The 22,373-nt window shown below is 62.6% G+C and carries 22 protein-coding genes; 18 read left to right on the plus strand and 4 right to left on the minus strand.

The window, feature by feature from the left end:
- The first annotated feature begins 133 nt into the window (after window positions 1–133).
- The 13 genes from NTD81_RS16225 to NTD81_RS16285 all read left to right on the plus strand — a co-directional run bounded on the left by NTD81_RS16225 (window position 134) and on the right by NTD81_RS16285 (window position 11,715).
- Window positions 134–337 (plus strand): hypothetical protein, encoded by a 204-nt coding sequence (locus NTD81_RS16225; RefSeq protein WP_262183699.1) that lies wholly within the window; start codon window positions 134–136, stop codon window positions 335–337.
- Window positions 334–1,206 carry a phage tail protein gene (locus NTD81_RS16230; RefSeq protein ID WP_262183700.1) on the plus strand — a complete coding sequence of 291 codons (873 nt, stop codon included), beginning with the start codon at window positions 334–336 and terminating at the stop codon, window positions 1,204–1,206. Before NTD81_RS16225 ends, NTD81_RS16230 begins: the two co-directional genes overlap by 4 nt.
- Window positions 1,206–1,421: a tail protein X gene (locus NTD81_RS16235; RefSeq protein WP_262183701.1), complete on the plus strand. Its 216-nt coding sequence runs from the start codon at window positions 1,206–1,208 to the stop codon at window positions 1,419–1,421. Before NTD81_RS16230 ends, NTD81_RS16235 begins: the two co-directional genes overlap by 1 nt.
- Window positions 1,422–1,611: 190 nt before the next feature.
- Window positions 1,612–2,727, plus strand: a complete 1,116-nt coding sequence (locus NTD81_RS16240; protein ID WP_262183702.1) for a phage late control D family protein — start codon at window positions 1,612–1,614, stop codon at window positions 2,725–2,727.
- The gene (locus NTD81_RS16245; protein WP_262183703.1) at window positions 2,724–2,942 is read left to right on the plus strand and encodes a hypothetical protein; all 219 of its coding nucleotides are present in this window, start codon (window positions 2,724–2,726) and stop codon (window positions 2,940–2,942) included. Before NTD81_RS16240 ends, NTD81_RS16245 begins: the two co-directional genes overlap by 4 nt.
- A gap of 556 nt (window positions 2,943–3,498) precedes the next feature.
- A complete protein-coding gene (locus NTD81_RS16250) occupies window positions 3,499–4,032 on the plus strand; it encodes a phage baseplate assembly protein V (RefSeq protein WP_262183705.1) in 534 nt (177 codons plus the stop codon).
- 333 nt (window positions 4,033–4,365) lie between these two features.
- The gene (locus NTD81_RS16255; RefSeq protein WP_262183706.1) at window positions 4,366–4,749 is read left to right on the plus strand and encodes a GPW/gp25 family protein; all 384 of its coding nucleotides are present in this window, start codon (window positions 4,366–4,368) and stop codon (window positions 4,747–4,749) included.
- The gene (locus tag NTD81_RS16260) at window positions 4,727–5,845 is read left to right on the plus strand and encodes a baseplate J/gp47 family protein (RefSeq protein WP_262183707.1); all 1,119 of its coding nucleotides are present in this window, start codon (window positions 4,727–4,729) and stop codon (window positions 5,843–5,845) included. Before NTD81_RS16255 ends, NTD81_RS16260 begins: the two co-directional genes overlap by 23 nt.
- Window positions 5,838–6,419: a phage tail protein I gene (locus NTD81_RS16265; RefSeq protein WP_262183708.1), complete on the plus strand. Its 582-nt coding sequence runs from the start codon at window positions 5,838–5,840 to the stop codon at window positions 6,417–6,419. The genes NTD81_RS16260 and NTD81_RS16265 overlap by 8 nt, the downstream gene beginning before the upstream one ends.
- Window positions 6,419–8,170 carry a phage tail protein gene (locus tag NTD81_RS16270; RefSeq protein WP_262183709.1) on the plus strand — a complete coding sequence of 584 codons (1,752 nt, stop codon included), beginning with the start codon at window positions 6,419–6,421 and terminating at the stop codon, window positions 8,168–8,170. The genes NTD81_RS16265 and NTD81_RS16270 overlap by 1 nt, the downstream gene beginning before the upstream one ends.
- 8 nt (window positions 8,171–8,178) lie before the next feature.
- On the plus strand, window positions 8,179–8,937 hold the full coding sequence (locus NTD81_RS16275; RefSeq protein ID WP_262183710.1) for a hypothetical protein: 759 nt from the start codon (window positions 8,179–8,181) through the stop codon (window positions 8,935–8,937).
- A gap of 2 nt (window positions 8,938–8,939) precedes the next feature.
- Complete coding sequence (locus tag NTD81_RS16280; RefSeq protein ID WP_262183711.1) at window positions 8,940–9,383, plus strand: YiiX/YebB-like N1pC/P60 family cysteine hydrolase; 444 nt, start codon at window positions 8,940–8,942, stop codon at window positions 9,381–9,383.
- Between the two features lie 805 nt (window positions 9,384–10,188).
- A complete protein-coding gene (locus tag NTD81_RS16285; protein WP_262183712.1) occupies window positions 10,189–11,715 on the plus strand; it encodes a Fic family protein in 1,527 nt (508 codons plus the stop codon).
- Window positions 11,716–12,999: 1,284 nt separating this feature from the next.
- On the opposite strand, the gene NTD81_RS21470 is transcribed toward NTD81_RS16285, so the two are convergent.
- From NTD81_RS21470 to NTD81_RS16290, 3 genes are all read right to left on the minus strand, one after another.
- Complete coding sequence (locus NTD81_RS21470) at window positions 13,000–13,257, minus strand: colicin E1 family microcin immunity protein (protein WP_410017172.1); 258 nt, start codon at window positions 13,255–13,257, stop codon at window positions 13,000–13,002.
- 478 nt (window positions 13,258–13,735) lie between these two features.
- On the minus strand, window positions 13,736–14,122 hold the full coding sequence (locus NTD81_RS21475) for a colicin E1 family microcin immunity protein (RefSeq protein ID WP_410017171.1): 387 nt from the start codon (window positions 14,120–14,122) through the stop codon (window positions 13,736–13,738).
- Window positions 14,123–14,899: 777 nt separating this feature from the next.
- Window positions 14,900–15,253, minus strand: coding sequence for a helix-turn-helix domain-containing protein (locus tag NTD81_RS16290; protein ID WP_262183713.1), 354 nt, complete (start codon window positions 15,251–15,253; stop codon window positions 14,900–14,902).
- An 84-nt stretch (window positions 15,254–15,337) separates the two neighbouring features.
- Here NTD81_RS16290 and NTD81_RS16295 point away from each other — a divergent pair, with 84 nt between their 5' ends.
- The 5 genes from NTD81_RS16295 (at window position 15,338) to NTD81_RS16315 (ending at window position 20,252) form a co-directional block, all read left to right on the plus strand.
- Entirely contained in the window at window positions 15,338–15,550 is a 213-nt protein-coding gene (locus NTD81_RS16295; RefSeq protein WP_262183771.1) for a DNA-binding protein, read from the plus strand.
- Window positions 15,551–15,634: 84 nt separating this feature from the next.
- Window positions 15,635–15,892 (plus strand): ogr/Delta-like zinc finger family protein, encoded by a 258-nt coding sequence (locus NTD81_RS16300; protein ID WP_262183714.1) that lies wholly within the window; start codon window positions 15,635–15,637, stop codon window positions 15,890–15,892.
- Between the two features lie 16 nt (window positions 15,893–15,908).
- Window positions 15,909–16,154, plus strand: a complete 246-nt coding sequence (locus NTD81_RS16305; protein ID WP_262183715.1) for a hypothetical protein — start codon at window positions 15,909–15,911, stop codon at window positions 16,152–16,154.
- Window positions 16,155–16,316: 162 nt separating this feature from the next.
- On the plus strand, window positions 16,317–19,040 hold the full coding sequence (locus tag NTD81_RS16310; protein ID WP_262183716.1) for a toprim domain-containing protein: 2,724 nt from the start codon (window positions 16,317–16,319) through the stop codon (window positions 19,038–19,040).
- 942 nt (window positions 19,041–19,982) lie between these two features.
- Window positions 19,983–20,252 carry a pyocin activator PrtN family protein gene (locus tag NTD81_RS16315; protein WP_262183717.1) on the plus strand — a complete coding sequence of 90 codons (270 nt, stop codon included), beginning with the start codon at window positions 19,983–19,985 and terminating at the stop codon, window positions 20,250–20,252.
- A gap of 860 nt (window positions 20,253–21,112) precedes the next feature.
- Here the strand turns inward: NTD81_RS16315 and NTD81_RS16320 are convergent.
- Complete coding sequence (locus tag NTD81_RS16320; RefSeq protein WP_262183718.1) at window positions 21,113–22,297, minus strand: site-specific integrase; 1,185 nt, start codon at window positions 22,295–22,297, stop codon at window positions 21,113–21,115.
- Window positions 22,298–22,373: the final 76 nt, after the last annotated feature.

Genomic DNA, 22,373 nt, shown 5'->3' on the forward strand with positions numbered 1-22,373 from the left:
CCCCCCCCCCCCCCCCCCCTTTTTTAATGATACGGCGACCACCGAGATCTACACTAGGTATGTTTCGTCGGCAGCGTCATATGTTTATAAGAGACAGGCCGCGCCCACGGCCACGTTGCCGCCGCCCAACAGCGTGGCGTTCAGCCGGGTGGCCAGCGCGGCAGCGGCGCCGGCGGCACCGGCCATCCACTTTAACCCGGTGATTCAGCTCAAAGGCGACGCCGAGGCCGGGGCCCAGGTCAAGCAAGCGCTGCAGCTGAGCTATGCCGATTTCGAGCGCCTGATGCAGCGCTATCAAAACGGCCAAGCGCGCCGTGGTTATGGAGATATCGGATGATTTGGGCCCTGTTAGGTGAGATCGAATTTGAGCTGCTCAACCACCCCAGCAGCCTGGCCGAACGCGGCACCAGCGATTACGCCGAACATGCGCGCATGCAAGGCAAGCCGCTGCTGCAATGGGTCGGTGAGGGGCTGCAAGAACTCAGCCTGGAGATCGCCCTGCACGCCGCGCTGGTCAACCCGGAAGCGCAAATCGCCAACCTGAAAAAAGCCAAGAGTGCCCATCAGCCGCTGCCTTTGGTGTTGGGCAGTGGCGATTACCGTGGGGTGTTTGTGCTCACCGCGCTGGATGTCACCACCAGCAAAACCGACGAGGCCGGGCGCCTGATTGTCGCCCGCGTCAGCCTCACCTTGCGCGAGTACAGCGGCGCCTACAGCAAGCCCCTGGCCGCGCCGCAAGCCCTGCGCAGCGCCGGGCTGTTTAACGCCCTGGCCCTGTCGGCGCTGGCGGTGCTGCCGCAAAACGCCCGCCAGCAGGCGCTGAGCCTGAGCAAAAAAGCCGGCAACCTGCTTGGCAGCGCCGGCCAGCTCTACAGCACCGTGCAGACGTTAAGCAGCAACCCCGTGCAACTGCTGGCCCAGACCCCGCGCTTGCTCAGCCAGAGCGCACAGATTTTACCGCCGCTGCAGGCCCTGCAAGGCGTGGCCCAACAACTGGCCGAGGGCGCCGAGCTGGTGCAGTTGGCCAGCGATGCTTACAACGATGTCGATCACGCCGTGCAGGCGCTTCAAGCCGTCAACCTGAACAACGTCGCCAAGCAGGTGCAAAGCGCCAGCGACTCGATAGATTCCGCCGCCACGCGCTTGAACACGGCCGCGCCGCGCTTAAGTCAACTGGCCGCCAAGGTGCTGACCCGGAGTCCCTAATGAGCGACAACTACCTGACCCATATCACCAGTGCCGGTGAGCGCTGGGACCAACTCAGCAGCCGCTATTACGGCTCGGCCGTGCGCTATGCGGCCATCGTCAAGGCCAACCCCCACGTGCCGATCAGCCGCGCGCTGCCGGCGGGGCTGAAGCTGTTGATCCCGCTGCTGGAGGTGCAGCCGATCAGCGCCGACTTGCCGCCATGGCTGCGCTAAGGCGCTGTGGCGCAGAGCCTGGCGCCGCCTTCGCGATTAACCCGCCGCGCTGCCGGCTGACGCGCGGCACTGCCGGCTGGCCGGTGCGCGTGCGCGCCAATCGCCCCCGGTGCGTTAAGCGCAGCCGGGCGCCGGGGGCTCAGCCCTTAAGCACAGCGCGCGCGGTTTTCCTCATCAGCCTGGATATGCCATGGACGCTTTAGATCGCAACAACGAAGTGCCCGCCGCCTACTTCGCCCTCAGCTACCAGCAGCGCGACATCACCTACGACATCAGCGCGCACCTGCTGAGCCTGGATTACAGCGACTACTTAAGCGGCCAGTCCGATGAGCTCAGCGTCAGCCTGGAGAACACCGAGGGCAAATGGACCGGGCCGTGGTACCCCGGCCATGGCGATCGGCTCAGCTTAGCCCTCGGCTGGCAAGGCCAGGCGCCGCGCCTGCTGGGCGAGTTTGTGATCGATGAAATTGAAGTCAGCCTCAGCCCCGCCACCGTCAACATCCGCGCCCTCGCCGCCAGCATCACCAGCGCCGTGCGCACCCCTGAACACCGCGCCTACGAGCAGCTCAGCCTGCCCGCGGTGGTCCAGCAAATCGCCGCGCGCCAGGGCCTGACGCTGGTCGGCAAGATCGAGCCGATCCAGTTCGACCGCCTCACCCAGCAAGAAGGCGACCTGGCCTTTTTACGGCAGCTGGCCGATGAGTACGACTACGCCTTTAAAGTGCGCGGCCAGCAATTGGTGTTCCACGCCATCAGCGACCTGGCCAGCGCCGTGCCGGTGGCCGAGGTGGCGATCAACGAACTGCGCAGTGCGAGTTTTCGCGACCAGATCAAACAGGTGCCCAAGGCCGCCGAGGTGAAACACAAAGACCCGGCCAGCAAGCAATTGGTCAGCGTGCGCGTGGCCAACAGCCAGAGCCACGCCCTGCCCAGCAGCGCCAGCCAGACCAGCAGCAGCGCCGACACCCGTAAAGTGCGCAGCCGCAGCACCACCTTGAGCGTGGCCACCGCCAAAGCCCAGGCCGAGCTGGCCAAAGCCAACCGCGAACGCACCACCAGCAGCTGGTCGATGATGGGCCGCCCGCACCTGATCAGCGGCAACGTGCTCAACCTGACCAGCGCCGACGTGCTGGCCGGCCACTACCTGATCACCGCCTCGCGCCACAGCTTCAGCCGCAGCAGCGGCTACAGCAGCGAACAACAACTGTGCCGCGTGCGCCTGCCGGACGATGCCGCCAACAACGCCACAGACGCGCCGCCGGCGCTGCAATCCTTTGGCCTCGATAGCCCAGAGCGGACGGCATGAACATGATGACTGCATGCTGCGCTCTCGCAGCGCCCGGGGCGTTGCTGGGCAAGCGCGATACGGCGGGGGTAGCAGCGCGGTGCCGCAGCAGCGGCTACAGCAGCGAACAACAACTGTGCCGGCTGCGCCTGCCGGACGATGCCGCCAACAACAGCACAGACGCGCCGCCGGCGCTGCAATCCTTTGGCCTCGATAGCCCAGAGCGGACGGCATAAACATGATGACTGCATGCTGCGCTCTCGCAGCGCCCGGCGCGTTGCTGGGCAAGCGCGATACGGCGGGGGCAGCAGCGTGGTGCCGCGCAGCACTTAGGAGCCTTGGCAGGGCTCTGGCGCGGTTGCAGCGCCGTGCCGACTGGGGCCAACCGGCGCCCATGGGGCTGAGCACTGGCGCGCAGCACCGACATGGGTGGAAGCGCAGTGCCGCGCAGGGCTTCACTCAAAGCCGCGCCATCGTCGCCAACCCCGCAGCGCCGCGCCGCGCCTCTGTCCAGTCGCCAGCCCGCAGTCCAGCTACAGCGCGTGCTCACAGCAGCGCCCTCAGCCAAGCCGTGGCGCGCCACCTAGGGTTGGCTCTGCCGCCCACGCGCCGGCCACCCAGCGGCGGCCACTTCGGCCTGCAGCGCGGTGCATCGGCGGCAGCGACTGACGCCGCAGTGGCGGCCCCTATGCCCTGCCCGTCCTCAGCCAATCTTCGTGACGCAGTCTGGGCGGCGCACCGGCTGACCCACGCAGCCGTGCTTTCACTTTCCTTAGCCAGCGAGACCGGCCCATGAGCAGCACCTTGGAATACGGCGAAATCAGCGCCATCGACTACCGCACCTGCCGCGTACGGGTGCGTTTGGATGAGCGCGACGGCGTCGAAAGTTACTGGCTTAACGTGCCGCAACGGCACAGCCAGGCCAACCAAAGCCGGCCACTGCTGCCCGAGCTGGGGGAACAAGGCGCCGTGCTGCTCAGCGCCGATGGCGTGGGCGGCGTGTGGCTGGGCGGGGTTTACTCCAGCGCCGAGCCGCCGCCCGTGGTGGACCCAGACACCGACTACGTGCGCTTTAGCGACGGCACCCTGCTCACCTACGACCGCGCCGCCCACCTGCTGACGCTCGACTGCGTCGGCGCGGTGACCCTCAAGTGTGCGCAAAGCCTGCGCATCGAAGCCGGCGCCCCGGTGCTGGTCAAAGCCCCCAGCGTCACCCTCGACGCCAGCCAAACCACCCTCAACGGCAACCTGCAAATCAACGGCAACCTCAACGCCAGCGGCACCGTGATGGACGCCGGCGGCAACTCCAACCACCACAAACACTAACCCACCCAAACCCTGCGCCTCGCGCCCATTCTTGCGTGGGCTGCGCACCGCCCGTAGGGTGGACAACGCGAAGCTTGGCCACCATTCACGCGTGCGCACGGTGGATCGCCATGGTGGGTGGATAAAGCGCCAGCTACGCGCCCCGATCCACCCTACGCGTCACACCCATTTTTGCGCTGACCTCGCACCATCGGTGCAAGCGCCTGTGCGGCGATTGCACCCTACGCGCCCCGCCGATTCTTGCGTTGGCGCTTGCACCCACGTTTATCCCGCGCGGGCCCTCTTTAATGCCGATTAAAAGCCCCCTGGCGGCCTGCGCCGCAGCATGGCGGCATGAGCACGCCTATTGATTACTCCAGCATCAGCGCCACCCACTGGCAGCCGGCCTTAGGTGCGGCGGGTGAGGTGGTGGAAGGTCTGCGCGACATCGACCAGGCCATTCGCATCATCCTCACCACGCCGCGTGGCAGCGACCCGCATCGGCCGGAGTTTGGCAGCGAGTTGCAGCGTTATCTCGACTGGCCCACCCACCGCGTGGTGCCGCATCTGGTGCGCGAGGCGGTGGAGGCGATTCGGCGGTGGGAGCCGCGTGTGACGCTGGTGCAGGTGCTCACCACGATTGAGTCGAGCCACATTGTGCTGCGCGTGCAGTGGAAGGTGGCCGACGGCGTTCTTCAGCAAACCGAGGTGCCCTATGCGCGTTCTTCCAGCGCCTGAGTTCGTTAAGGTCGACCCGGCCGCCATCGAGGCTGATCTGGTGGCCCGCTATGAGGCCAAGTCCGGCAAGACCCTCTACCCGGCGCAGATCGAGCGCTTATTTATTGATCAACTGGCCTATGCCCAGAGCCTGGCGTTGCTGGCCATTCAGCACGCCGGCGAGCAGTTGTTGGTGCGCTACAGCAGCGCGCCGATTCTCGATTATTTAGGCGAGCTGGTCGGCACCGCGCGCCTGCCCGCGCAGCCGGCGCGTTGCTTGCTGCAGTTCAGCTTAAGCGCGCCCAGCAGCCAGAGTCAGCGCATCCCCGCCGGTACCCAAGTCAGCAGCCAGGATGGCCGCCTGAGCTTTATCAGCGATGCCGACGTGGTCCTCGCCCCCGGCCAAGTGCAGGGGCAAAGTTGGGCCACCTGCCTAACCGCCGGCGTCCAGGGCAACGGCTGGGCCGTGGGGCAGATCAGTGTGCTGAGCGCGGCGCCAGTGTCGGGGCTGCAGGCCAGTAACATCACCGTCAGTGCCGATGGCGCCGATGATGAAACCGATGAGCGCTACCGCGAGCGCATCATTCTCGCCCCCGAGGCGTACAGCAACGCCGGCAGCCGCGGCGCTTATCGCTATCACGCGCTGTCGGTGCATCCGTCGATTATTGATGTGGCCGTGCTGGGCCCCGACGACGGCCAGCAGGATGGCCACGTCGCCTTGTTGCCACTGACCCGCACGGGGCTGCCCAGCGCCGATTTGCTCAACCAGGTGCAAGCCTATTTGAGCGCGGAAAAACGCCGCCCGCTGTGCGACACCGTGCACACCCAAGCGCCGCCCGAAGTGGCCTTTAACATCGAGGCCAACCTGAGCTTTTACGCCAATGCCGATCGCGATCAAGCCCTGGCCCAGGCCCAAGCCGCCGCCGAGGCCTGGGCCGCCGAACGGCGCGCCGGCTTAGGCCGCGATATCGTCCCCGAACAACTGATCGCCACCTTGCAAGTGCCCGGCGTCTACCGCGCCGCCCTCAGCCAGCCACTGCTGACCGAGGTGCCGGCCCACGCCTGGGCCAACTGCCACAGCATCCAACTGCGCGACGCCGGAGTGGTCGATGGCTGAGCATCAACTGCCGCCCGCCCTGGCCGGTGATCAGCGGTTTGCCCAGCTGTGCGAGCTGCTGACGGAAAACTACGCCGCGCTGGATGTGGCAGCGCTGGCGGTGTACCTGGTCGATCAGGTCAAGGCGCCGCTGCTGCCGGTGCTGGCCGAGCAGTTTTCCCTGCTCGATGAAGCCGCGTGGCAGCTGGCCGAGTCCGACGAGGCGCGGCGCAAGCTGCTCAACAACGCCATCACCCTGCACCGCTACAAAGGCACGCCGTGGTCGATCCGCGAGGTGGTGCGCCGGCTCGGCTTCGGTGAAATCAGCATCCTCGAAGGCCTGGGCGGCCTGCCCTACGACGGCCAGGCCAACTTCGACGGCCTGCGCGTTTACGGCGCCAGCGGCAGTTGGCCGGTGTACCGGGTGTTCCTCAACCAAGCCATCACCAACGATCAAGCCGAGCTGCTGCGCCGCGTGTTGCGCAGCATCGCCCCGGCCCGCTGTCGCCTGGCCTCGCTGGAGTACACGGCGGTACCGATTCGATACAACCAAGTCGCCGCCTATGACGGCCAATACAACTATGGGAGCAGCTAATGGCTAACCTGCCAGAAACGCCCGATTACGCAGACGGCATTTACCAGATTGAAACCACCGACCCGGTGCTCGGCGGCCCCGCCGGCATCGCCAACCGCCAGGCCAGCCAGCTGGGCGGACGCACCGCGTGGCTGAAAAACAAAATCGACGACCTGCTCAGCGGCAGCCTGGCCGTGTTTAAGGCCAACCGCCTGAGCACCGCGCGCACCCTCTCCGTCACCGGCGCCGGCAGCGGCAGCACCACCTTCGACGGCAGCGCCAACGCCAGCATCGCCCTGACCCTGGCCGACAGCAGCGTCAGCGCCGGCACCTACCCCAAAGTCACCGTCAACGCCAAGGGCCTGGTCACCGCCGGCGCGGCCTTGGCGCCGGCGGACATTCCGGCGCTGGACTGGAGCAAGATCACCAGCGGCAAGCCGACCACCCTGGCCGGCTACGGCATCGTCCTGGCCGACAGCGGCGTCACCGCCGGCACCTACCCGAAAGTCACGGTGAACGCCAAAGGCGACGTCACCGCCGGCGCGGCCCTGGCAGCGACGGATATTCCCGCGCTGGACTGGAGCAAAATCACCACCGGCAAGCCGACCAGCCTCGACGGCTACGGCATCGTTTTGGCCGACAGCGGCGTCACCGCCGGCACCTACCCGAAAGTCACAGTGAACGCCAAAGGCGACGTCACCGCCGGCGCGGCCCTGGCAGCTGCAGACATTCCGGCACTGGACTGGAGCAAAATCACCAGCGGCAAGCCGACTACCCTGGCCGGCTACGGCATCGTTCTGGCCGACAGCGGCGTGGTCGCCGGCACTTACCCGAAAGTTACAGTGAACGCCAAAGGCGACGTCACCGCCGGCGCGGCCCTGGCGCCTGCGGACATTCCGGCACTGGACTGGAGCAAAATCACCAGCGGCAAGCCGACCACCCTGGCCGGTTACGGCATCGTTTTGGCCGACAGCGGCGTGGTCGCCGGCACCTACCCGAAAGTCGCGGTGAACGCCAAAGGCACCGTCACCGCCGGCGCGGCCCTGGCAGCTGCAGACATTCCGGCACTGGACTGGAGCAAAATCACCAGCGGCAAACCGACTACCCTGGCCGGTTACGGCATCGTCCTGGCCGACAGCGGCGTGGCCGCCGGCACCTACCCGAAAGTTACGGTCAACGCCAAAGGCACCGTCATCGCCGGTGCCGCGCTCAGCGCCGCGGATATCCCGACCAACTTAGCCTTAAGCGGCGTGCCCACCGCCGCCACCGCTGCCGCCGGCACCACTAACAACCAAGTAGCTACCACCGAATTTGCCCAAGCCGCCGTCGGCGCGGGGGCCATTTGCGCTTTTGCCAGAAACACCCCGCCCCCAGGCTGGCTGAAAGCCAATGGCGCAGCCGTTTCGCGCAGTAGCTACACGTATTTGTTTAACGCCATCGGCACCACCTTTGGTGCGGGCAACGGCAGCACCACCTTTAACCTGCCGGATCTGCGCGGCGAGTTTATCCGCGGCTGGGATGATGGCCGCAGCGTCGATGCCAGCCGCGCCTTTGGCACAATCCAAGGCGATACCTTTAAGGGCCATAACCACGCTTCGGCGATCTATCCCAGCATGGGTAACTTCCAGTATTTCGCCGACGTCGGCACCACGGGCAACTACGGCCTAGCCCCCGGTAACAACGTGCAATCCAATGCGATTTTTAACAACGGCGGGGGCGGCACCGAAACCCGCCCACGCAACGTCGCCCTACTCATTTGCATCAAATACTGAGGTCCGTTATGAGCGCTCCCGCTATCTACCTTGCCCACCCCATCACTGGCGAATACCTCGGCAGTGCCTTCGCCGATCCGGACCCCCTCGATGCAGAGCATTACCTAGTGCCCGCCCACGCTTACCTGGATGCGCCCCCCACGGCGGCGCACAACCAGGTCGCGGTGCGCACCGAACAAGGCTGGCAACTGCTGGAGGACTTTCGCGGCACGCTGTATCACACCAGCACCGGCAATCCCGTTGAGCACACGGAGCTGGGCCCGCTGCCGGCAGAGCTGAGCGCCACGCCAAGACCATCACCGGCACATATCTGGCAGCAAAATGGCTGGGTATTTAGTGCCGAGCTGAAGGCGCGTAATCACAGCGCGCTGAGCGCCCAACTGTGCCAACACATCGACACCACGGCTGACTACGCGCGTATCAGCATCGTCGGCGATGCCCTGCGCAGCGAAGAATACAAGCTCGCCGCCAGCGAGGCGCAGACCTTCCAGGAGGCGGGCTACCCAGCCGACGACGTGCCGCGTACGGTGGCCGCCTGGGCCGTGGACGGACGCACCGCCCAACAAGCCGCGGAGGATATCCTCGCGCAGGCAAGCAGCATCACCGAGGTGCTGTATCGCCTGCGTGAAGTGCGGCTGGCCGGTAAAGCCCAAGTTCGCGCGCTGATGGCAGCAGACGACAGCGAACAAGCGCGCCTTGTGGCCGACACCTGCGCCCAAGCCATCAACACCGCAGCTGCCGGCATCGGCAATAACATCGGCAACTGACCATGAGCGTGCGCTTGCTGTTCAGCACCAGCCGCTATCCGTTTAGCCTGCTGATTCGCGCCAGCACGTGGTCACGCTGGAGCCATGTGGCCCTGGTCGATGCCGACCGCGTGATAGAGGCCACCGCCCTGGCCGGGGTACGGGAAACCACCCTGGCGCATGCCATTGCCCGCGCCTCTGATTATTGCCTGGTCGACCTGCCTGCGGCTGATGCCCCTGCGGTAATCGCCGCCGCGCGCAGCCAACTGGGCAAACCCTACGACTGGAGCGCCATCGCCGGCCTCGGCCTGCACCGCGACTGGCAGGACGATGACGCCTGGTTCTGCTCCGAACTGGTCGCCTGGGCCGCCCACCAAGGCGGCGCCCGCTGGCTACGCCCCGAAGCCCTGCGCCGCGCCACCCCACAACACCTCTGGATGCTCGCCCCCACAGGAGCCCCCACGTAGGGCGCATGCAATGCACCACCCCCACCCGCAGCCGTAGGCTGCATGCAATGCACCAATCCCACCCGTAGGGTGGCCAACGCGCAGCTTGGCCACCGTTGCCGCGATAGCTCGGTGGTTCGGTGGATCAGCACCCCCGGTGCAAGCGCCTGTGCGGCGATTGCCCCCTACTCTCCACCGTAGGACGCATAAAATGCACCACCCCCGCCCGTAGGGTGGTCAACGCGAAGCTTGGCCACCATTTACGCCGCACCTCGGTGAACGGCCATGGTGAATGGATAAAGCGCCAACTAAGCGCCCCGATCCACCCTGCGCCTTACGCCTTACGCCTTACGCCTTACGCCTTACGCCTTACGCCTTACGCCTTACGCCTTACGCCTTACGCCTTACGCCGATTATTGCGTCGGCCCCACACCATCGGTGCAAGCGCCTGTGCGGCGATTGCACCCTACTCTCCACCGTAGGGCGCATAAAATGCACCAACCCCGCCCGTAGGGTGGTCAACGCGCAGCTTGGCCACCATTTACGCCGCACCTCGGTGAACGGCCATGGTGAATGGATAAAGCGCCAACTAAGCGCCCCGATCCACCCTACGCCTCTCCACCGTAGGCCGCATGCAATGCACCAGGCGCGTATCCGCAGCCAAGAGCCGTAACCATCCCCCGCCCAAATACTATTTTCAACAAAACCATCCTATTTATTACCCAATTAAAGGACAAATTAGCCCTTTCACCCTGGCCAAATTATCGTTTTCGCGTACTATCATCATCTGGTTAGCATATTTTTAGTTTGGTTAAGGGATTCAACCATGACAGTCGGCTTTCAGGCGCTCGCCCAACGCTATGCCATCGACCTTGCCCAGCCGCTGCGCGTGACTTCGCGCATTGGCAGCACGCGGGTCAGCCGTGAGAGCGAGGGGTTTGTCGAGAATAAGTACCCGGCCAGTTACCAGCCGGCGGACGATTTTGCCGGGCACTTCGAGTTCGGCCTCAAGTACGAAGAGCTGCACCTGGAGTTTTTCGCCCGCCTGTTCGCCGCCACCGGCCCTGCGCCGCTGGAAGCGTGGTGCCGGCAGGCGCCGTTTGGTCAATACGCGCGGCGCGCCGGGTTCTTCTACGAATGGCTGACCGGCCAGAGCCTCGACGTGCCGGATGTGAGCAACGGTGGCTATGTCGCGGCCATCAACGCCCAGCGCTACCTAAGCCGCGTCGCGCCGCTGCGCAACAAACGCTGGCGGATCAACGACAACCTGCCCGGCAGCGCGGCCTTCTGCCCCCTGGTGCGGCGCAGCGCGGCGGTGCAGCAGGCGCTGCAATTTGATCTGCAGGCGGCGCTGGCCGAGCTGAATCAAACCTTCGGCGCCGACATCCTGCTGCGCACCGCCAGCTGGCTGACGTTTAAGGAATCGCGGGCGAGCTTTTTGATCGAAAAAGAGGCCGACCAGGCCGAGCGCATCCAACGTTTCGCCCACGTGATCGCACAGTATTGCGGGCGCATCGACGCCCCGCTCAGCGCCGCCAGCCTGCACAAACTGCAGGCCGGCATCCTCGGCCACGACGCCCTGGGCTTGGGCCTGCGCCGCTCGCCGGTGTTCGTCGGCCAGGCGACCCTGCGCGAAGACATCGTCCACTACATCGCCCCGCCCTTCGCCATCCTCGCCGAGCTGCTGGCCGGCCTCAGCCACTTCGAGCACGCCACCCGCGGCGCCGAACCGCTGGCCCGGGCGGCGACGCTGGCGTTCGGCTTCGTCTACATCCATCCGATGCGCGACGGCAACGGCCGCCTGCACCGTTTTTTGATCAACGACAGCCTGCTGCGCGACCACGCCGTGCCGGCCGGCGTGATCCTCCCCGTATCGGCCAGCATCACCAGCTCGCTGGACTGGCGCGCCCGCTACGAACGCACCCTGGAAGTGTTCTCGCGGCCCTTTATGCAGCGCTACGCCAGCGCCTACCGCTTTGCCCAACTGCGCACCTACGAAGATGGCACGCAAAGCAACCTGGAATTTGACGCCTACGAAGACGCCCAAGCTGCCTGGCGCTACCCGGATTTAACCGAGCATGTGCTCTACACCGCCCAGCTCATCGCCCACACCGTGCACAGCGAAATGGCCAGCGAGGCCCGCGTGCTGCTGGTGTTCCAACGCGCCCAGGAGCAGCTCAAGGAAGTGCTGGAAATGCCCGACGCCGACGCCAACCGCATCATCCGCTCGCTCAAAGAAAACGCCTGGCAGATCTCCGCCAAACTGCAAAAACAATACCCCGCCCTCACCGACCAAACCCGCGCCGCACAAGTGCTACACGCCGTACGCAGCGCCTTCGACGAAGCAGAGTAACGCAGGGGGATCACGCTCTACCGATCCACCCCGCCAACCACCAACTAGCCCCGCAAACCCCCACACCAACCGCAGCCAACCAGCCACGTAGGGTGGATGGCGCTTCATCCATCCACCATTAAGCCCGAACGCCCCACACCAAGGCGTAAGGTGCAATCGCCGCACAGGCGCTTACACCATGGGTGCAGGAACGACGCAATAGTCGACCACAAACGCCCAAGCCATCCACCAACCAACGATTATTGCCCCGTAGGGTGGATCACGCTTCACCGATCCACCATCCACCCAATAGGCCCACAACCCCATCCACCCCGCGCGCGCCCCCCCTACCCCGGCGGCACCAACGCCTCCAGTGCACGGCGGATAAACTCCCGCTCCTGAGCCTTAAGCTGGCGATAGCAACGAATCAGCCGCCACTCCTCAGGCGAAGGTTCCGACCCGCGCGTGTCAGCCTTCACCTGTTCGCGCGCAGCATTTGCAAGTTCCTTAAACATCGATCCATCCCTCTTGAGCACAAAGAATCAGCCTACAAACAGCGCAGGCGAAACACCCGCTCTAGAGGGCTTTGATTGCAAATCGAAGGGCCGCAGCAGTTATCCGCAGCGAGTCAACCTAACCGCGGCCAATACGTGCAAAACCTTGCACCTCGCCACCAGCAAAAACCCATGGCTAAACGACAATAGATCGGCGCACATAAAGCACCCGGTGGATGGTTAAAGCGTCATCCACCCTACGGGCCATACCACTCAGCCACAGCCATGGGGTGGATCAGGGCGTGTAGCTGATCCACCATGAGCAAACCACGCCCACGCATAAACCGCCGCCCGAGCACGAACCCAAGCTGCGGCAATAAAAGCCAATGGTTAAACGGCAATAGATCGGCGCGCACAAGGCACCCGGTGGATGGTTAAAGCGCCATCCACCCTACGGACTTAAAATTCAATTTTTCTCTCCAGTTAGAACAACTAAAACCCTCTTCGACCTTCATTGCTCAGCAGTCTAAAAATGGCCATAGATTCGGGCTAACGCCAGTGAGAAAATTGATTTACGAGTGATGAGTAACTATTGAAAGTTAAACAACCCCAACATCATTGAATAGCCAATACCTAAAATAAGCCTATTGGCAGAATTCCCCTAAATGCCACGACCAAGGCAAAATCACCATAACACGAGCAGATAAATCACGGCCCAAGCGGCATAAAAAAAGCCAAGAGTTATGCATCATAAGATCGACGCACACAGAACACTTCGGCAGATTAAAACAGCATCATCCACCCTGCGGGGCTATATATTGCGAGACTTCACCCAAGCAACCAACAGATAAATCAGGCTCAACGGGATCGCAAACAAATAGCAAAAACAATAGTACAGTGCATAAACCCCCGAGTTGCCCGGGGTATCAGCAAAAATCCCCTTACCCCATAACTCTTTACGCGTAAGCCTTAGCGCGAAGTCTTCAAGACACTTAGTCGCGAACGGAAATAGCAAGGCACTGAGCCCATCTACAATCAATGGAGGGATCGGTGCTATATGGCTAAACATCGAACCGATCCAAACGGCAACCACAAAAAAAAATACGCCCCATATAATTCGCTTAAAATAGTATGTACGACTCAATTTAAATCTCCATTCATTTTCTTGCCATTTACTTCCATGTTTTATTGGACAGCTTTCGAGTGAAGAATCAATAGTGCGGGGATCGATATGCAAGCGCAGTTTACGAGTGGTACACACGCATTACGCGCCAATTAAACCAAGCGTCCCGCCAGGTCCAAGACCTAAGCTAAGCCTGTAGGTAAATCATGCTGGAAATGCCACGTCCAAAGCAAAGTAGCCATAACGCGACCCGATAAATCAGGGCCCAGGCAGCAATCAAAGCCCATCGCTAAACGACAATAGATCGGCGCACATAAAGCACCCGGTGGATGAAAACAGCGCCATCCAACCTACGGGCTGGGGCAATGATTGACGAAGCATTAGTTGAAAAAGCTAATAAACTAATTCTTCCTTAATAGACATACTAAAGCCTCATGTTTTTATGAGGCTTTAGCACATCACAGAGCACATAAGCCATACCCAGCGGTATCGAAAAAACATAGCAAAATACATAAAAAATCGCATATCCGCCTGATTTCCCAGGTGTATCTATAAGCACTCCCTTATTCCAAAACTCTCTACTTGTAAATCTAAGCGCTAAGTTCTCAACAAACTTTATCGCACATGGAAACAGCAATGCGCTGAACCCATCAATTATCAACGGAGGAACTGGTAAGACATGAGAAAATATTGAGCCATTCCAGGCCGCCAAAACGAACCCCAATGCCCCCCAAAAAAATCGCTGAAAATAGTATTTAAGACTCAACTTAGCTCTCCAATCAGACCCAATAAAACCTTCAGCGCCCAGCATTGTCGAGCAATCCACAAATGATCCGCGAATCAGGATAACAGCAGTGAATAAACTGATTTACGAGTGGCAAATAAACATCGCGAGTCAAAAAAGTAAATATCACTGAATAACCAAGACCCAAAATAAACCTGTAGGAAGATTGCACTGAAATGCCACATCCGAGGCAAAGTAGCCGAACGCGCACAGATAAATGACTGCCCAAGGGGCATAAAACAAGCCTAGGGTTATGCATCATCAGATCGGCGCACATAAAGCCCCCGGTGGATGACAACAGCGTCATCCACCCTACGGGCCATACCACTCAGCCGCAGCCGAGGGGTGGATCGGGGCGTGTAGCTGATCCACCATGAGCGATCCACGCCGACGCACAAATCGCCGCCCAGCGCGAGCCCAGGCAGCGGCAATAAAAGCCCATCGCTAAACGACCATAGATCAGTGCACATAAAGCCCCCGGTGGATGACAACAGCGTCATCCACCCTACGGGCCATACCACTCAGCCGCAGTCGTAGGGTGGATCAGGGCGTGTAGCTGAGCGTCCCCCTCCACCATGAGCGCTCCACAGCCAGGCATAAAGCGCAGGCCGAGCGCGGGGGGCGGTCAGTTGAGTGAACGTCGGCGTTCAGGCAGAAACAGCGAGGCGAAGGTCAGCCCGGGGGCGGATAAAAGCCGTTTTATCCAGCCGGCCGGGGCATACCAGTTAACGCTCCGTGAGCGGCGTAGTGACGAAGGCCGGCGCTTCAATACCCACAAACGTAGGAATCCAGCGCCAACCCCCGTTAGGACGTTTTGTCGTCGTGGGCACTCTGCTGGCCGGCGACCATGGCCAGGGCGGACACCACTTTGCACACGCTTTGCTGGTCAGCCGCGCTGATCTGACGAAAGAATTTGAGCAATTCGCTCTCCTCCGGGCTGAGGCTGCTGTCACCCGGCTGGTGCGGCTCGCCGGTGAGGATGTAGTGGATGTCCACGCCCACGCCGGCCACGGCTAAGAGGTAGTGGCAGTCCGGGCTACGGGTACCTTTCTCATAGTTGTACTGACTGTTTTTGGCCGCTCCAGCTAGGGCGGCGAAGTCGGTTTGGTTGTAGCCCAAGCGTTCGCGCTCGGATTTAAGGCGCTGGCCAATTCCCACATATGTCTCCATTCAAGGATTGACAGTCCCAATAACGAGGGAAATAATCCCCACATCATCACACGAAATCACACGAAAATGACTATGCCTAAGGGTTATCCAAGCGAGCAAGTCTGTGCGACAGCCCGGCAGATGCTGCTGACACAGGGTATCAGTGCTAAAGCATGGGCTATTCAACACCAACTCTCGCCGAGCACGGTGTACGCGGTTCTCAATGGCCACAAAAAATGCCTGCGCGGCGAAGCGCACCGCGCTGCCGTGTTGTTAGGGATTAAAGACGGCGTCATCCACTACTAAACACACTCCAGGGAGGGATTGTTCGATGCAAACCCAGTACACCATCACCCACACAGGGCAGCAGCTGCACAGCGGTGGCCCACTATGAGCGTCTACAAATTAGTCTGCCCGGCCTGCGGCAGCAGCATGCGCATCCGCAGCAGCGAGGGGCAAACCCCGTGTTTTCGCTCCATTTATTTCCAGTGCAACAGCTTGCCGTGCGGCGCCACCTTCAGTGGCTGCATGACCATTGATTACGAGCTGAGCCCCTCCGGCATGGAGCAGCCGTTGTTGAAGTTACCCCTAGCGCCGAGCTTGGAGCGGCAAAAAGCCCTGCGTGATCAACGCACCCCCAGCGCCTAAATGGATTGAGGCCGTCATGACTGCTTATCCCGCGTTAGCGTCCCGTTTTAACAGCGATTACCGCAGTACTTTGCAAAGCGTGGCCAGCCGTTATCTGGCGCGCCACGCCCATGAACACCTGCATGACGAGCAACTCTTTCGCCGCGCCTGCGCCCATCTGCAAAGCCTGCAGGTGCCGCTGTATCTGGCCCAGCGTCTGGTCCATCTGGCCATGACGCAAGCATCGACGCCCCCCCATACCGCCCCGCCCGGCGTCGGCTAAAGCCGCCCCACGCTTGCCTGTTGCTGCCAGCCCACGTTCGTGGGTTGTGGCGCCCTATTGCCTGTTGTTTGGAGAGACCCATGCACCCGCTTATTTTGCTCAGGCCCCAGCCGCCTGCCCCCGGCCCGCGTAAGCCGTTGCCCACCCGCGGAGCCCTGGCCCATGCGTGATATGGACAACGCCACGCGCCACGAGGTGTTGCAGCGCCTGCAGCGCGACTTCGGCCTCAAGCCCATCAGCGGCACCCACTACCTGCGCCACGGCAGCTGCCCGGCCTGTGGCAAAAAGGAGCTGTATGCGCGGCACGATCAGCCTTGGTTTATCAAATGCGGCCGCGAGAGCAAATGCGCCGAGCAGTGGCACATCAAGGAGCTCTACGACGACCTGTTCGACGACTGGAGCAAGCGCTCGCCGGTCAGCGATGAACAGCCCCAGCGCAGCGCCGACGACTACTTAAGCTTCGCCCGCGGCTTCGACTTAAACCTCATCAAGGGCAGCTACAGCCAGGAGCATTACTACGACCGCGAACGCAATATCGGCAGCGCCACCGTGCGCTTTGCCCTCGGGCACGGCGGCTATTGGGAGCGCCTGATCGACCGCCCACAGCGCTTCGGCCAGAAAAAAGCGCGCTTCGCCCCCGGCCAATCGCCCAAGGGATATTGGTGGACGCTGCCTGAACAGGACCTGATCAACGCCAAAGAAATCTGGATAGTCGAAGGCATTTTCGACGCCATTGCCCTCAGCCATCACGGCCTCATCGCCGTGTCCGCCATGAGCAGCGGCGCCTTCCCCGAGCAGGATCTAAAAGAGCTCAGCCGCCAGCGCGGCGGCAAACTGCCGCACCTGGTCTGGGCCCTGGACAACGAGCCCGGCGCCCGGCGTTTTATCCGCAAACACGCGTCACTGGCCCGCGAACTGGGCTATCAATCCAGCGCCGCGCAAATCCCCCAGCCCGGGCGCAAGCTCGACTGGAACGACCTGCACCAGCGCTGGCTGTTTATCGACAACCTTGAGGCGCGCCGCGAACGCATCCAGCGCGACCTCAAAGAAGCGCGCTACCACGGCGACCTGCTGCTGGCCGAAAGCGCCGCCGAAAAAGGCGCGCTGATGTACCAATGGCGCGAGCGCTATGAGTTTCACTTCGCCTACGAGAACCGCCTGTACTGGTTCAAGATGGACCTGGAGAAATTCAACAAAGCCCTGCAGCAACTGGAAAACTCCGAGCGCCACGAAGACGCCCTGCTCAACGACCGCCAGCGCCGCGACAAAGCCCTGCGCCAGTGCGGCGCGGTGACCGAGATCGCCAACTGCTACCCGCAGGCCCTGTACTTTCAGCGCAACGAAGTGACCGACGAGAGCTGGTACTACTTTCGCGTCGACTTCCCCCACGACGAACCCAGCGTGCGCAACACCTTCACCGGCGGCCAGGTGGCGGCCGCCAGCGAGTTTAAAAAACGCCTGCTCGGCATGGCCGCCGGCGCCGTCTTCACCGGCAGCGGCGCGCAGCTGGACAAGATCATGCGCGAGCAACTGTTCGCCCTCAAAACCGTGCAAACCATCGACTACATCGGCTACAGCAAAGAGCACGGCTGCTACGTGTTTGGCGACTTAGCCGTGCGGGGCGGCGTGGTCGAGCGGGCCAACGCCGAGGACTATTTCGAGTTTAAAAAACTGCGCCTCAAGACCCTGCAAAAGTCCCTTAAGCTGGAAATCAACGCCGACGCCAACAGCGACACCCAGCCCTGGTTCGACTGGCTGTGGGAATGCTTCGGCGCCCAAGGCGTGATCGCCCTGACCTACTGGTTTGGCTCACTGTTTGCCGAGCAGATCCGCGCCCAGTACCAGTCCTTCCCCTTTTTAGAAGTGACCGGTGAAGCCGGCGCCGGCAAATCGACGCTGCTGATGTTCCTCTGGAAACTGCTCGGGCGCCCCGATGAAGAAGGCAAAGACCCCTCGAAAATGAGCCGCGCCGGCCTGCGCCGCTGGCTCGGTCAAGTCTCCGGCATGCCCCTGGTGTTGCTCGAAGCCGACCGCAGCGACCCCAACAGCGGCAACCCCAACAAAGCCTTCGACTTCGATGAATTCAAACCGCTGTTCAACGGCGGCAGCCTGGGCGTGACCGGGGTCAAAACCGGCGGCAACGAAACCCACGAACCGCCGTTTCGCGGCACCCTGGTCATGAGCCAAAACGCCACCGTGACCGGCTCCGAAGCGATCCTCACGCGCATCGTCAAACTGCACTTCGTGCGCCCCACCGTCACCAGCGCCAGCCGCGCCGCGGTGGACAACCTCAACCACCTAAGCGCCCGCGACGTCAGCCACTTTTTGCTGCGCGCCGTGCGCGGCGAACAACAGGTGCTGGCCACCTTCGCCCGCCAGGTCAAGGTCCACGAAACCAGCCTGCGCGCCATCCGCGAGATCCGCGTAGAGCGCATCATCAAAAACCACGCGCAGCTGCTCGCCCTGCTCGATGCGCTGAGCGAATTGGTGCCCATCAGCGCCAGCCAACTGCTCGCCACCCAAGCCGAACTGCTGAGCATGGCCGTGGCCCGCCAAGGCGCGATCAACGCCGACCCAGAAGAAGTGCGGACCTTCTGGGAAGTCTACGACTACCTCGAATCGCTGCGCGATGAAGCCGTGGTCAACCACAGCAAAAAGCCCGACATCATCGCCATCAACCTCAACGAATTTGCCGAACGCGCCGCCGAACACCGGCAAAAACTGGCCGACGTCGCCACCCTGCGCAGCCTGCTGCGCAACAGCCGCTCACGCCCCTGCCTGGACGTCAACCGCGCCACCGACAGTGCCGTACGCAGCCACTACAACGCACACAACCCCCTGTCGCCACGCTGTGTCACCGTCAAATGCTGGATATTTCGCGCCTAAGCGCGCAAGGAGATAGGCTATGGAAAGCCGTGTTTGCAACGCGTTAAAAATCGCCTTACCGCCACACAACGCCGCCTCGGACCACCCCGCCATGCCACCGGCAACGACACCTAAAGCCACACCGAGAAGGCCCCGACACGCCGCGCCGAGTGCCCATCGCCAACCGCTAAACGAAGATGCTGACAACGCGATGCAAGACGTCGTGGCACCAGCAAACAGCCGTCAAAGCGCCGCGCCGAATACCCATCGCCAACCGCTAAACCCAGAGGCTGGCAGCGATTTGCAAAGCGCCGTGACACCGGCACATAACCGTCAAAACGCCACGCAGAGTGCTCATCACCAACCGCTAAACCCAGAGGCTGGCAACACAGTGCAAAGCACCGTAGCGCCGGCACACAGCCGCCAAAACGCCGCGCCGAATACCCATCACCAACCGCTAAAAACAGAGGCTGGCAACGCGCTGCAAAGCGCCGTAGCGCCGGCGCCGCGCGCCTTTAGCCTTGACCGCCGACGCCGCGCCCATACGGCCTGCCCGAAGCCGCCCAGAATCCCGCAACGCCGCACCCATAACCACAACAATGATGACCTCACCTATGACTTGCTCAATGCCAACGAGCCCATCCATTCAAGGAGTTGTGCCATGCCAGGAACGCCAATGCCTGTAAGCCATCGCCCCGTACACACGCCGGGCGCAACCGCTGCGCCAGCCACCGAGCCAACGCAGCGCGCGCACGCGCAGCGCCACTTACCGCCGCCCACCAGCGCGCCGGCGCAGCGTGTCGAACGAGCCCTGGCGCCATTGCCCGCCGCACCGCCGCGCCCAAACACAGCCCCAGCGCCCGCATGGCCCGCCCAAACACAACCCGCAGGCAGCCGCCACGCCAGCGCCGCCGCCCCTGCTCACTCCATCGCCCTAGCTCAGAACAATACCCGAGGTGACGTATGACATCCGCCAACACCACATTCCTGTTAATGGCCCAATACGGCGGCAAAGCGGTGATCCCGCTGGAAGAAGTGCGCCGCGACTTCTTCAGCCACCTGACCATCGAAAGCTTCCGCCGCAAAGTCACCAACGGCTCCATCGACCTGGTCGTCACCGCCCTGGAAAACAGCCAAAAAGGCCACCGCGGCGTCCACCTCAACGACCTCGTGCACTACATCGACAAACAACGCGAACTGGCCCTGCGCGAACACCAAAAACTGCACCGCTGAGCCCCCGCCCACGGCTGCGGCCTCACCCCAGGGTGGATGGATAAAACGCCATCCACCCTCCCCCCATCACCCGCACCCCGCGATAACCCGCTACATCCAAGCCGTAGGTTAGACACCCGTAGGGTGGACAACGCGCAGCTTGTCCACCGCCCCCACGCCTCCCAGCCTCACCCCACGGCAGACAGATCCCCCCAGCTACGCCCCCCAATCCACCCTACATCGACAAACAACGCGAACTGGCCCTGCGCGAACACCAAAAACTGCACCGCTGAGCCCACCGCCCACGGCTGCAGCCTCCCCCCAGGGTGGATGGATAAAACGCCATCCACCCTACCCCCATCACCCGCACCCCGCGATAACCCGCTACATCCAAGCCGTAGGTTAAACACCCGTAGGGTGGACAACGCGCAGCTTGTCCACCGCCCCACGACTCCCAGCCTCACCCCACGCCAGACAGATACCCCCCAGCTACGCCCCCCAATCCACCCTGCACCCCATACGCACCGAACCCTAAGGTGCCAATAGCCGCGCAGCGGCTTATTGCACCATCAGCCCCCCCCCCCAAAAACTCCCCCTCTTACACCATCAACGCCCACAAAAAAGCCGAGCTAAGCTCGGCTTTGCGTACCTCATGCGCTGCCCGTCGTAAGGTGGACAACACCCAGTTTGTCCACCGCCCCACAGCTCCCAGCCCACGGCGGACATATAAATCCCCAGCTACGCACCTCGATCCACCCTGCACCCCATACGCCACCGAACCGTAAGGTACCAATAGCCGCGCAGCGGCGTATTGCACCACACAGCCCCTCTCAGCCCCCCACCGAAGCTCATCCCTACGCGCCACCCGCCATCCAGCCCAACTACTTACGCTTCAGCCGCTGCAAGCGCTCCGCCCGCCGTTGCCGGTGCAACAGCTCGCCCGGCGTCGGCAGGCGCGCGCCGAGGTCCACCGGGGACTCGATGATGCGCGTCAGCCAGGGCCAGTCCTGATACGCATCGCCGGCGCCGCGCAGGTGGGTGTAGCGGCGCAGGGAATTCCAGTCGCGGTGGCCGGACACGCTGGCCACCCGCGGGATATCCCATTCCAGCTCAAACAGGCGGCTGACGCCCTCATGGCGCAGGTCGTGGAAGTGCAGATCGTCTATGCCTAAAAACTTGCAGGCGCGGGTCCAGGCCGCCGACACCGAGTCGCCGTGGTAGGGGAAAATCGCCTCAGTGGCGCGCGGCATGCTCTGCACAATCGCCCAGGCCTCGGGCGGCAGATGGCACCACACATCGTTGCCGATCTTCTGCCCGGGGTTCTTCATATCGCGCACCAACACGGCCTGGCGATTGGGGTCCAGATCGCTCCAGCGAATGCGGCAAATTTCGTCCTGCCGGCGCGTCGAGAACAGCGCAAAACCCACGACCTTAAGCATATTGATCGAGCTGGGCCGGCGCTGCTGCATCTCGCTGAAGTGGCCGAGCAGCAGCTCCAGCTCCTCGCGCGTCGGCCGCCGGTTGCGCTCGCGGCTGCGGCTGACCATACCCAGTTTGCGCAACACATGGCGCGCATCGCTCATGGCATGCGGGTCGATGCTATAGCCCCAGGCCGGGCGCGCCACCGACAGCACCGCGCCCAGGTGCGACAGGTCGTTACCCACCGTCTGCGCCTGCACCGCGCCGCCTTGCGGGCTCATGCGCCACTGGGCGTACTCGACCAGACGCTGACTGCTGATGTCGACGTCCGCCAGATCGCCCAACCAGGACTGCGCCAAGGCCTGCAAAGTGGCGCGCTTGGTCTTGCCCAGCGGGCGGATCACCTCGTACTCGGCCAGATACTGCTCGATAATCTCGCGCAAACTCACCGCCTGACGCGTGGCCCGCGCCAAAGCCCCGGGCACCGCCAACTCAGTCTCCCGACGCTTGACCCACGCCTGAGCACTGGCCTTGCGCTCGAAGGTTTGGCTTTCCTGATAAACTACCACCCCACCACGGCGCAGGCGGATCTGCGCGGTGTATTTGGTCTGGCCGGATTTGTTCTTACGCTGCGTGATCGTTCCCATGATGCCCTCAGTGCTAAAAACCATTTCAGCAGTGCTAAAATTTAGCACCTCAGCAACCAAAACCCGCAAAAACCTG

This window comes from Pseudomonas sp. 5P_3.1_Bac2 (assembly GCF_025465995.1).
Lineage (GTDB): Bacteria > Pseudomonadota > Gammaproteobacteria > Pseudomonadales > Pseudomonadaceae > Aquipseudomonas.

What these genes read in the sequence shown, in the direction of transcription:
- NTD81_RS16310 (WP_262183716.1), top strand. Translation starts at nt 16,317, where the DNA reads ATGCGTGATATGGACAACGCCACGCGCCACGAGGTGTTGCAGCGCCTG.
- NTD81_RS16240 (WP_262183702.1), top strand. Translation starts at nt 1,612, where the DNA reads ATGGACGCTTTAGATCGCAACAACGAAGTGCCCGCCGCCTACTTCGCC.
- NTD81_RS16250 (WP_262183705.1), top strand. Translation starts at nt 3,499, where the DNA reads ATGAGCAGCACCTTGGAATACGGCGAAATCAGCGCCATCGACTACCGC.
- NTD81_RS21470 (WP_410017172.1), bottom strand. Translation starts at nt 13,257, where the DNA reads ATGTTTAGCCATATAGCACCGATCCCTCCATTGATTGTAGATGGGCTC.
- NTD81_RS16235 (WP_262183701.1), top strand. Translation starts at nt 1,206, where the DNA reads ATGAGCGACAACTACCTGACCCATATCACCAGTGCCGGTGAGCGCTGG.
- NTD81_RS16305 (WP_262183715.1), top strand. Translation starts at nt 15,909, where the DNA reads ATGACTGCTTATCCCGCGTTAGCGTCCCGTTTTAACAGCGATTACCGC.
- NTD81_RS16320 (WP_262183718.1), bottom strand. Translation starts at nt 22,297, where the DNA reads ATGGGAACGATCACGCAGCGTAAGAACAAATCCGGCCAGACCAAATAC.
- NTD81_RS16280 (WP_262183711.1), top strand. Translation starts at nt 8,940, where the DNA reads ATGAGCGTGCGCTTGCTGTTCAGCACCAGCCGCTATCCGTTTAGCCTG.
- NTD81_RS16255 (WP_262183706.1), top strand. Translation starts at nt 4,366, where the DNA reads ATGAGCACGCCTATTGATTACTCCAGCATCAGCGCCACCCACTGGCAG.
- NTD81_RS16265 (WP_262183708.1), top strand. Translation starts at nt 5,838, where the DNA reads ATGGCTGAGCATCAACTGCCGCCCGCCCTGGCCGGTGATCAGCGGTTT.
- NTD81_RS16245 (WP_262183703.1), top strand. Translation starts at nt 2,724, where the DNA reads ATGAACATGATGACTGCATGCTGCGCTCTCGCAGCGCCCGGGGCGTTG.
- NTD81_RS16300 (WP_262183714.1), top strand. Translation starts at nt 15,635, where the DNA reads ATGAGCGTCTACAAATTAGTCTGCCCGGCCTGCGGCAGCAGCATGCGC.
- NTD81_RS16260 (WP_262183707.1), top strand. Translation starts at nt 4,727, where the DNA reads ATGCGCGTTCTTCCAGCGCCTGAGTTCGTTAAGGTCGACCCGGCCGCC.
- NTD81_RS16230 (WP_262183700.1), top strand. Translation starts at nt 334, where the DNA reads ATGATTTGGGCCCTGTTAGGTGAGATCGAATTTGAGCTGCTCAACCAC.
- NTD81_RS16285 (WP_262183712.1), top strand. Translation starts at nt 10,189, where the DNA reads ATGACAGTCGGCTTTCAGGCGCTCGCCCAACGCTATGCCATCGACCTT.
- NTD81_RS16295 (WP_262183771.1), top strand. Translation starts at nt 15,338, where the DNA reads ATGCCTAAGGGTTATCCAAGCGAGCAAGTCTGTGCGACAGCCCGGCAG.
- NTD81_RS16270 (WP_262183709.1), top strand. Translation starts at nt 6,419, where the DNA reads ATGGCTAACCTGCCAGAAACGCCCGATTACGCAGACGGCATTTACCAG.
- NTD81_RS21475 (WP_410017171.1), bottom strand. Translation starts at nt 14,122, where the DNA reads ATGCTGGGCGCTGAAGGTTTTATTGGGTCTGATTGGAGAGCTAAGTTG.
- NTD81_RS16315 (WP_262183717.1), top strand. Translation starts at nt 19,983, where the DNA reads ATGACATCCGCCAACACCACATTCCTGTTAATGGCCCAATACGGCGGC.
- NTD81_RS16275 (WP_262183710.1), top strand. Translation starts at nt 8,179, where the DNA reads ATGAGCGCTCCCGCTATCTACCTTGCCCACCCCATCACTGGCGAATAC.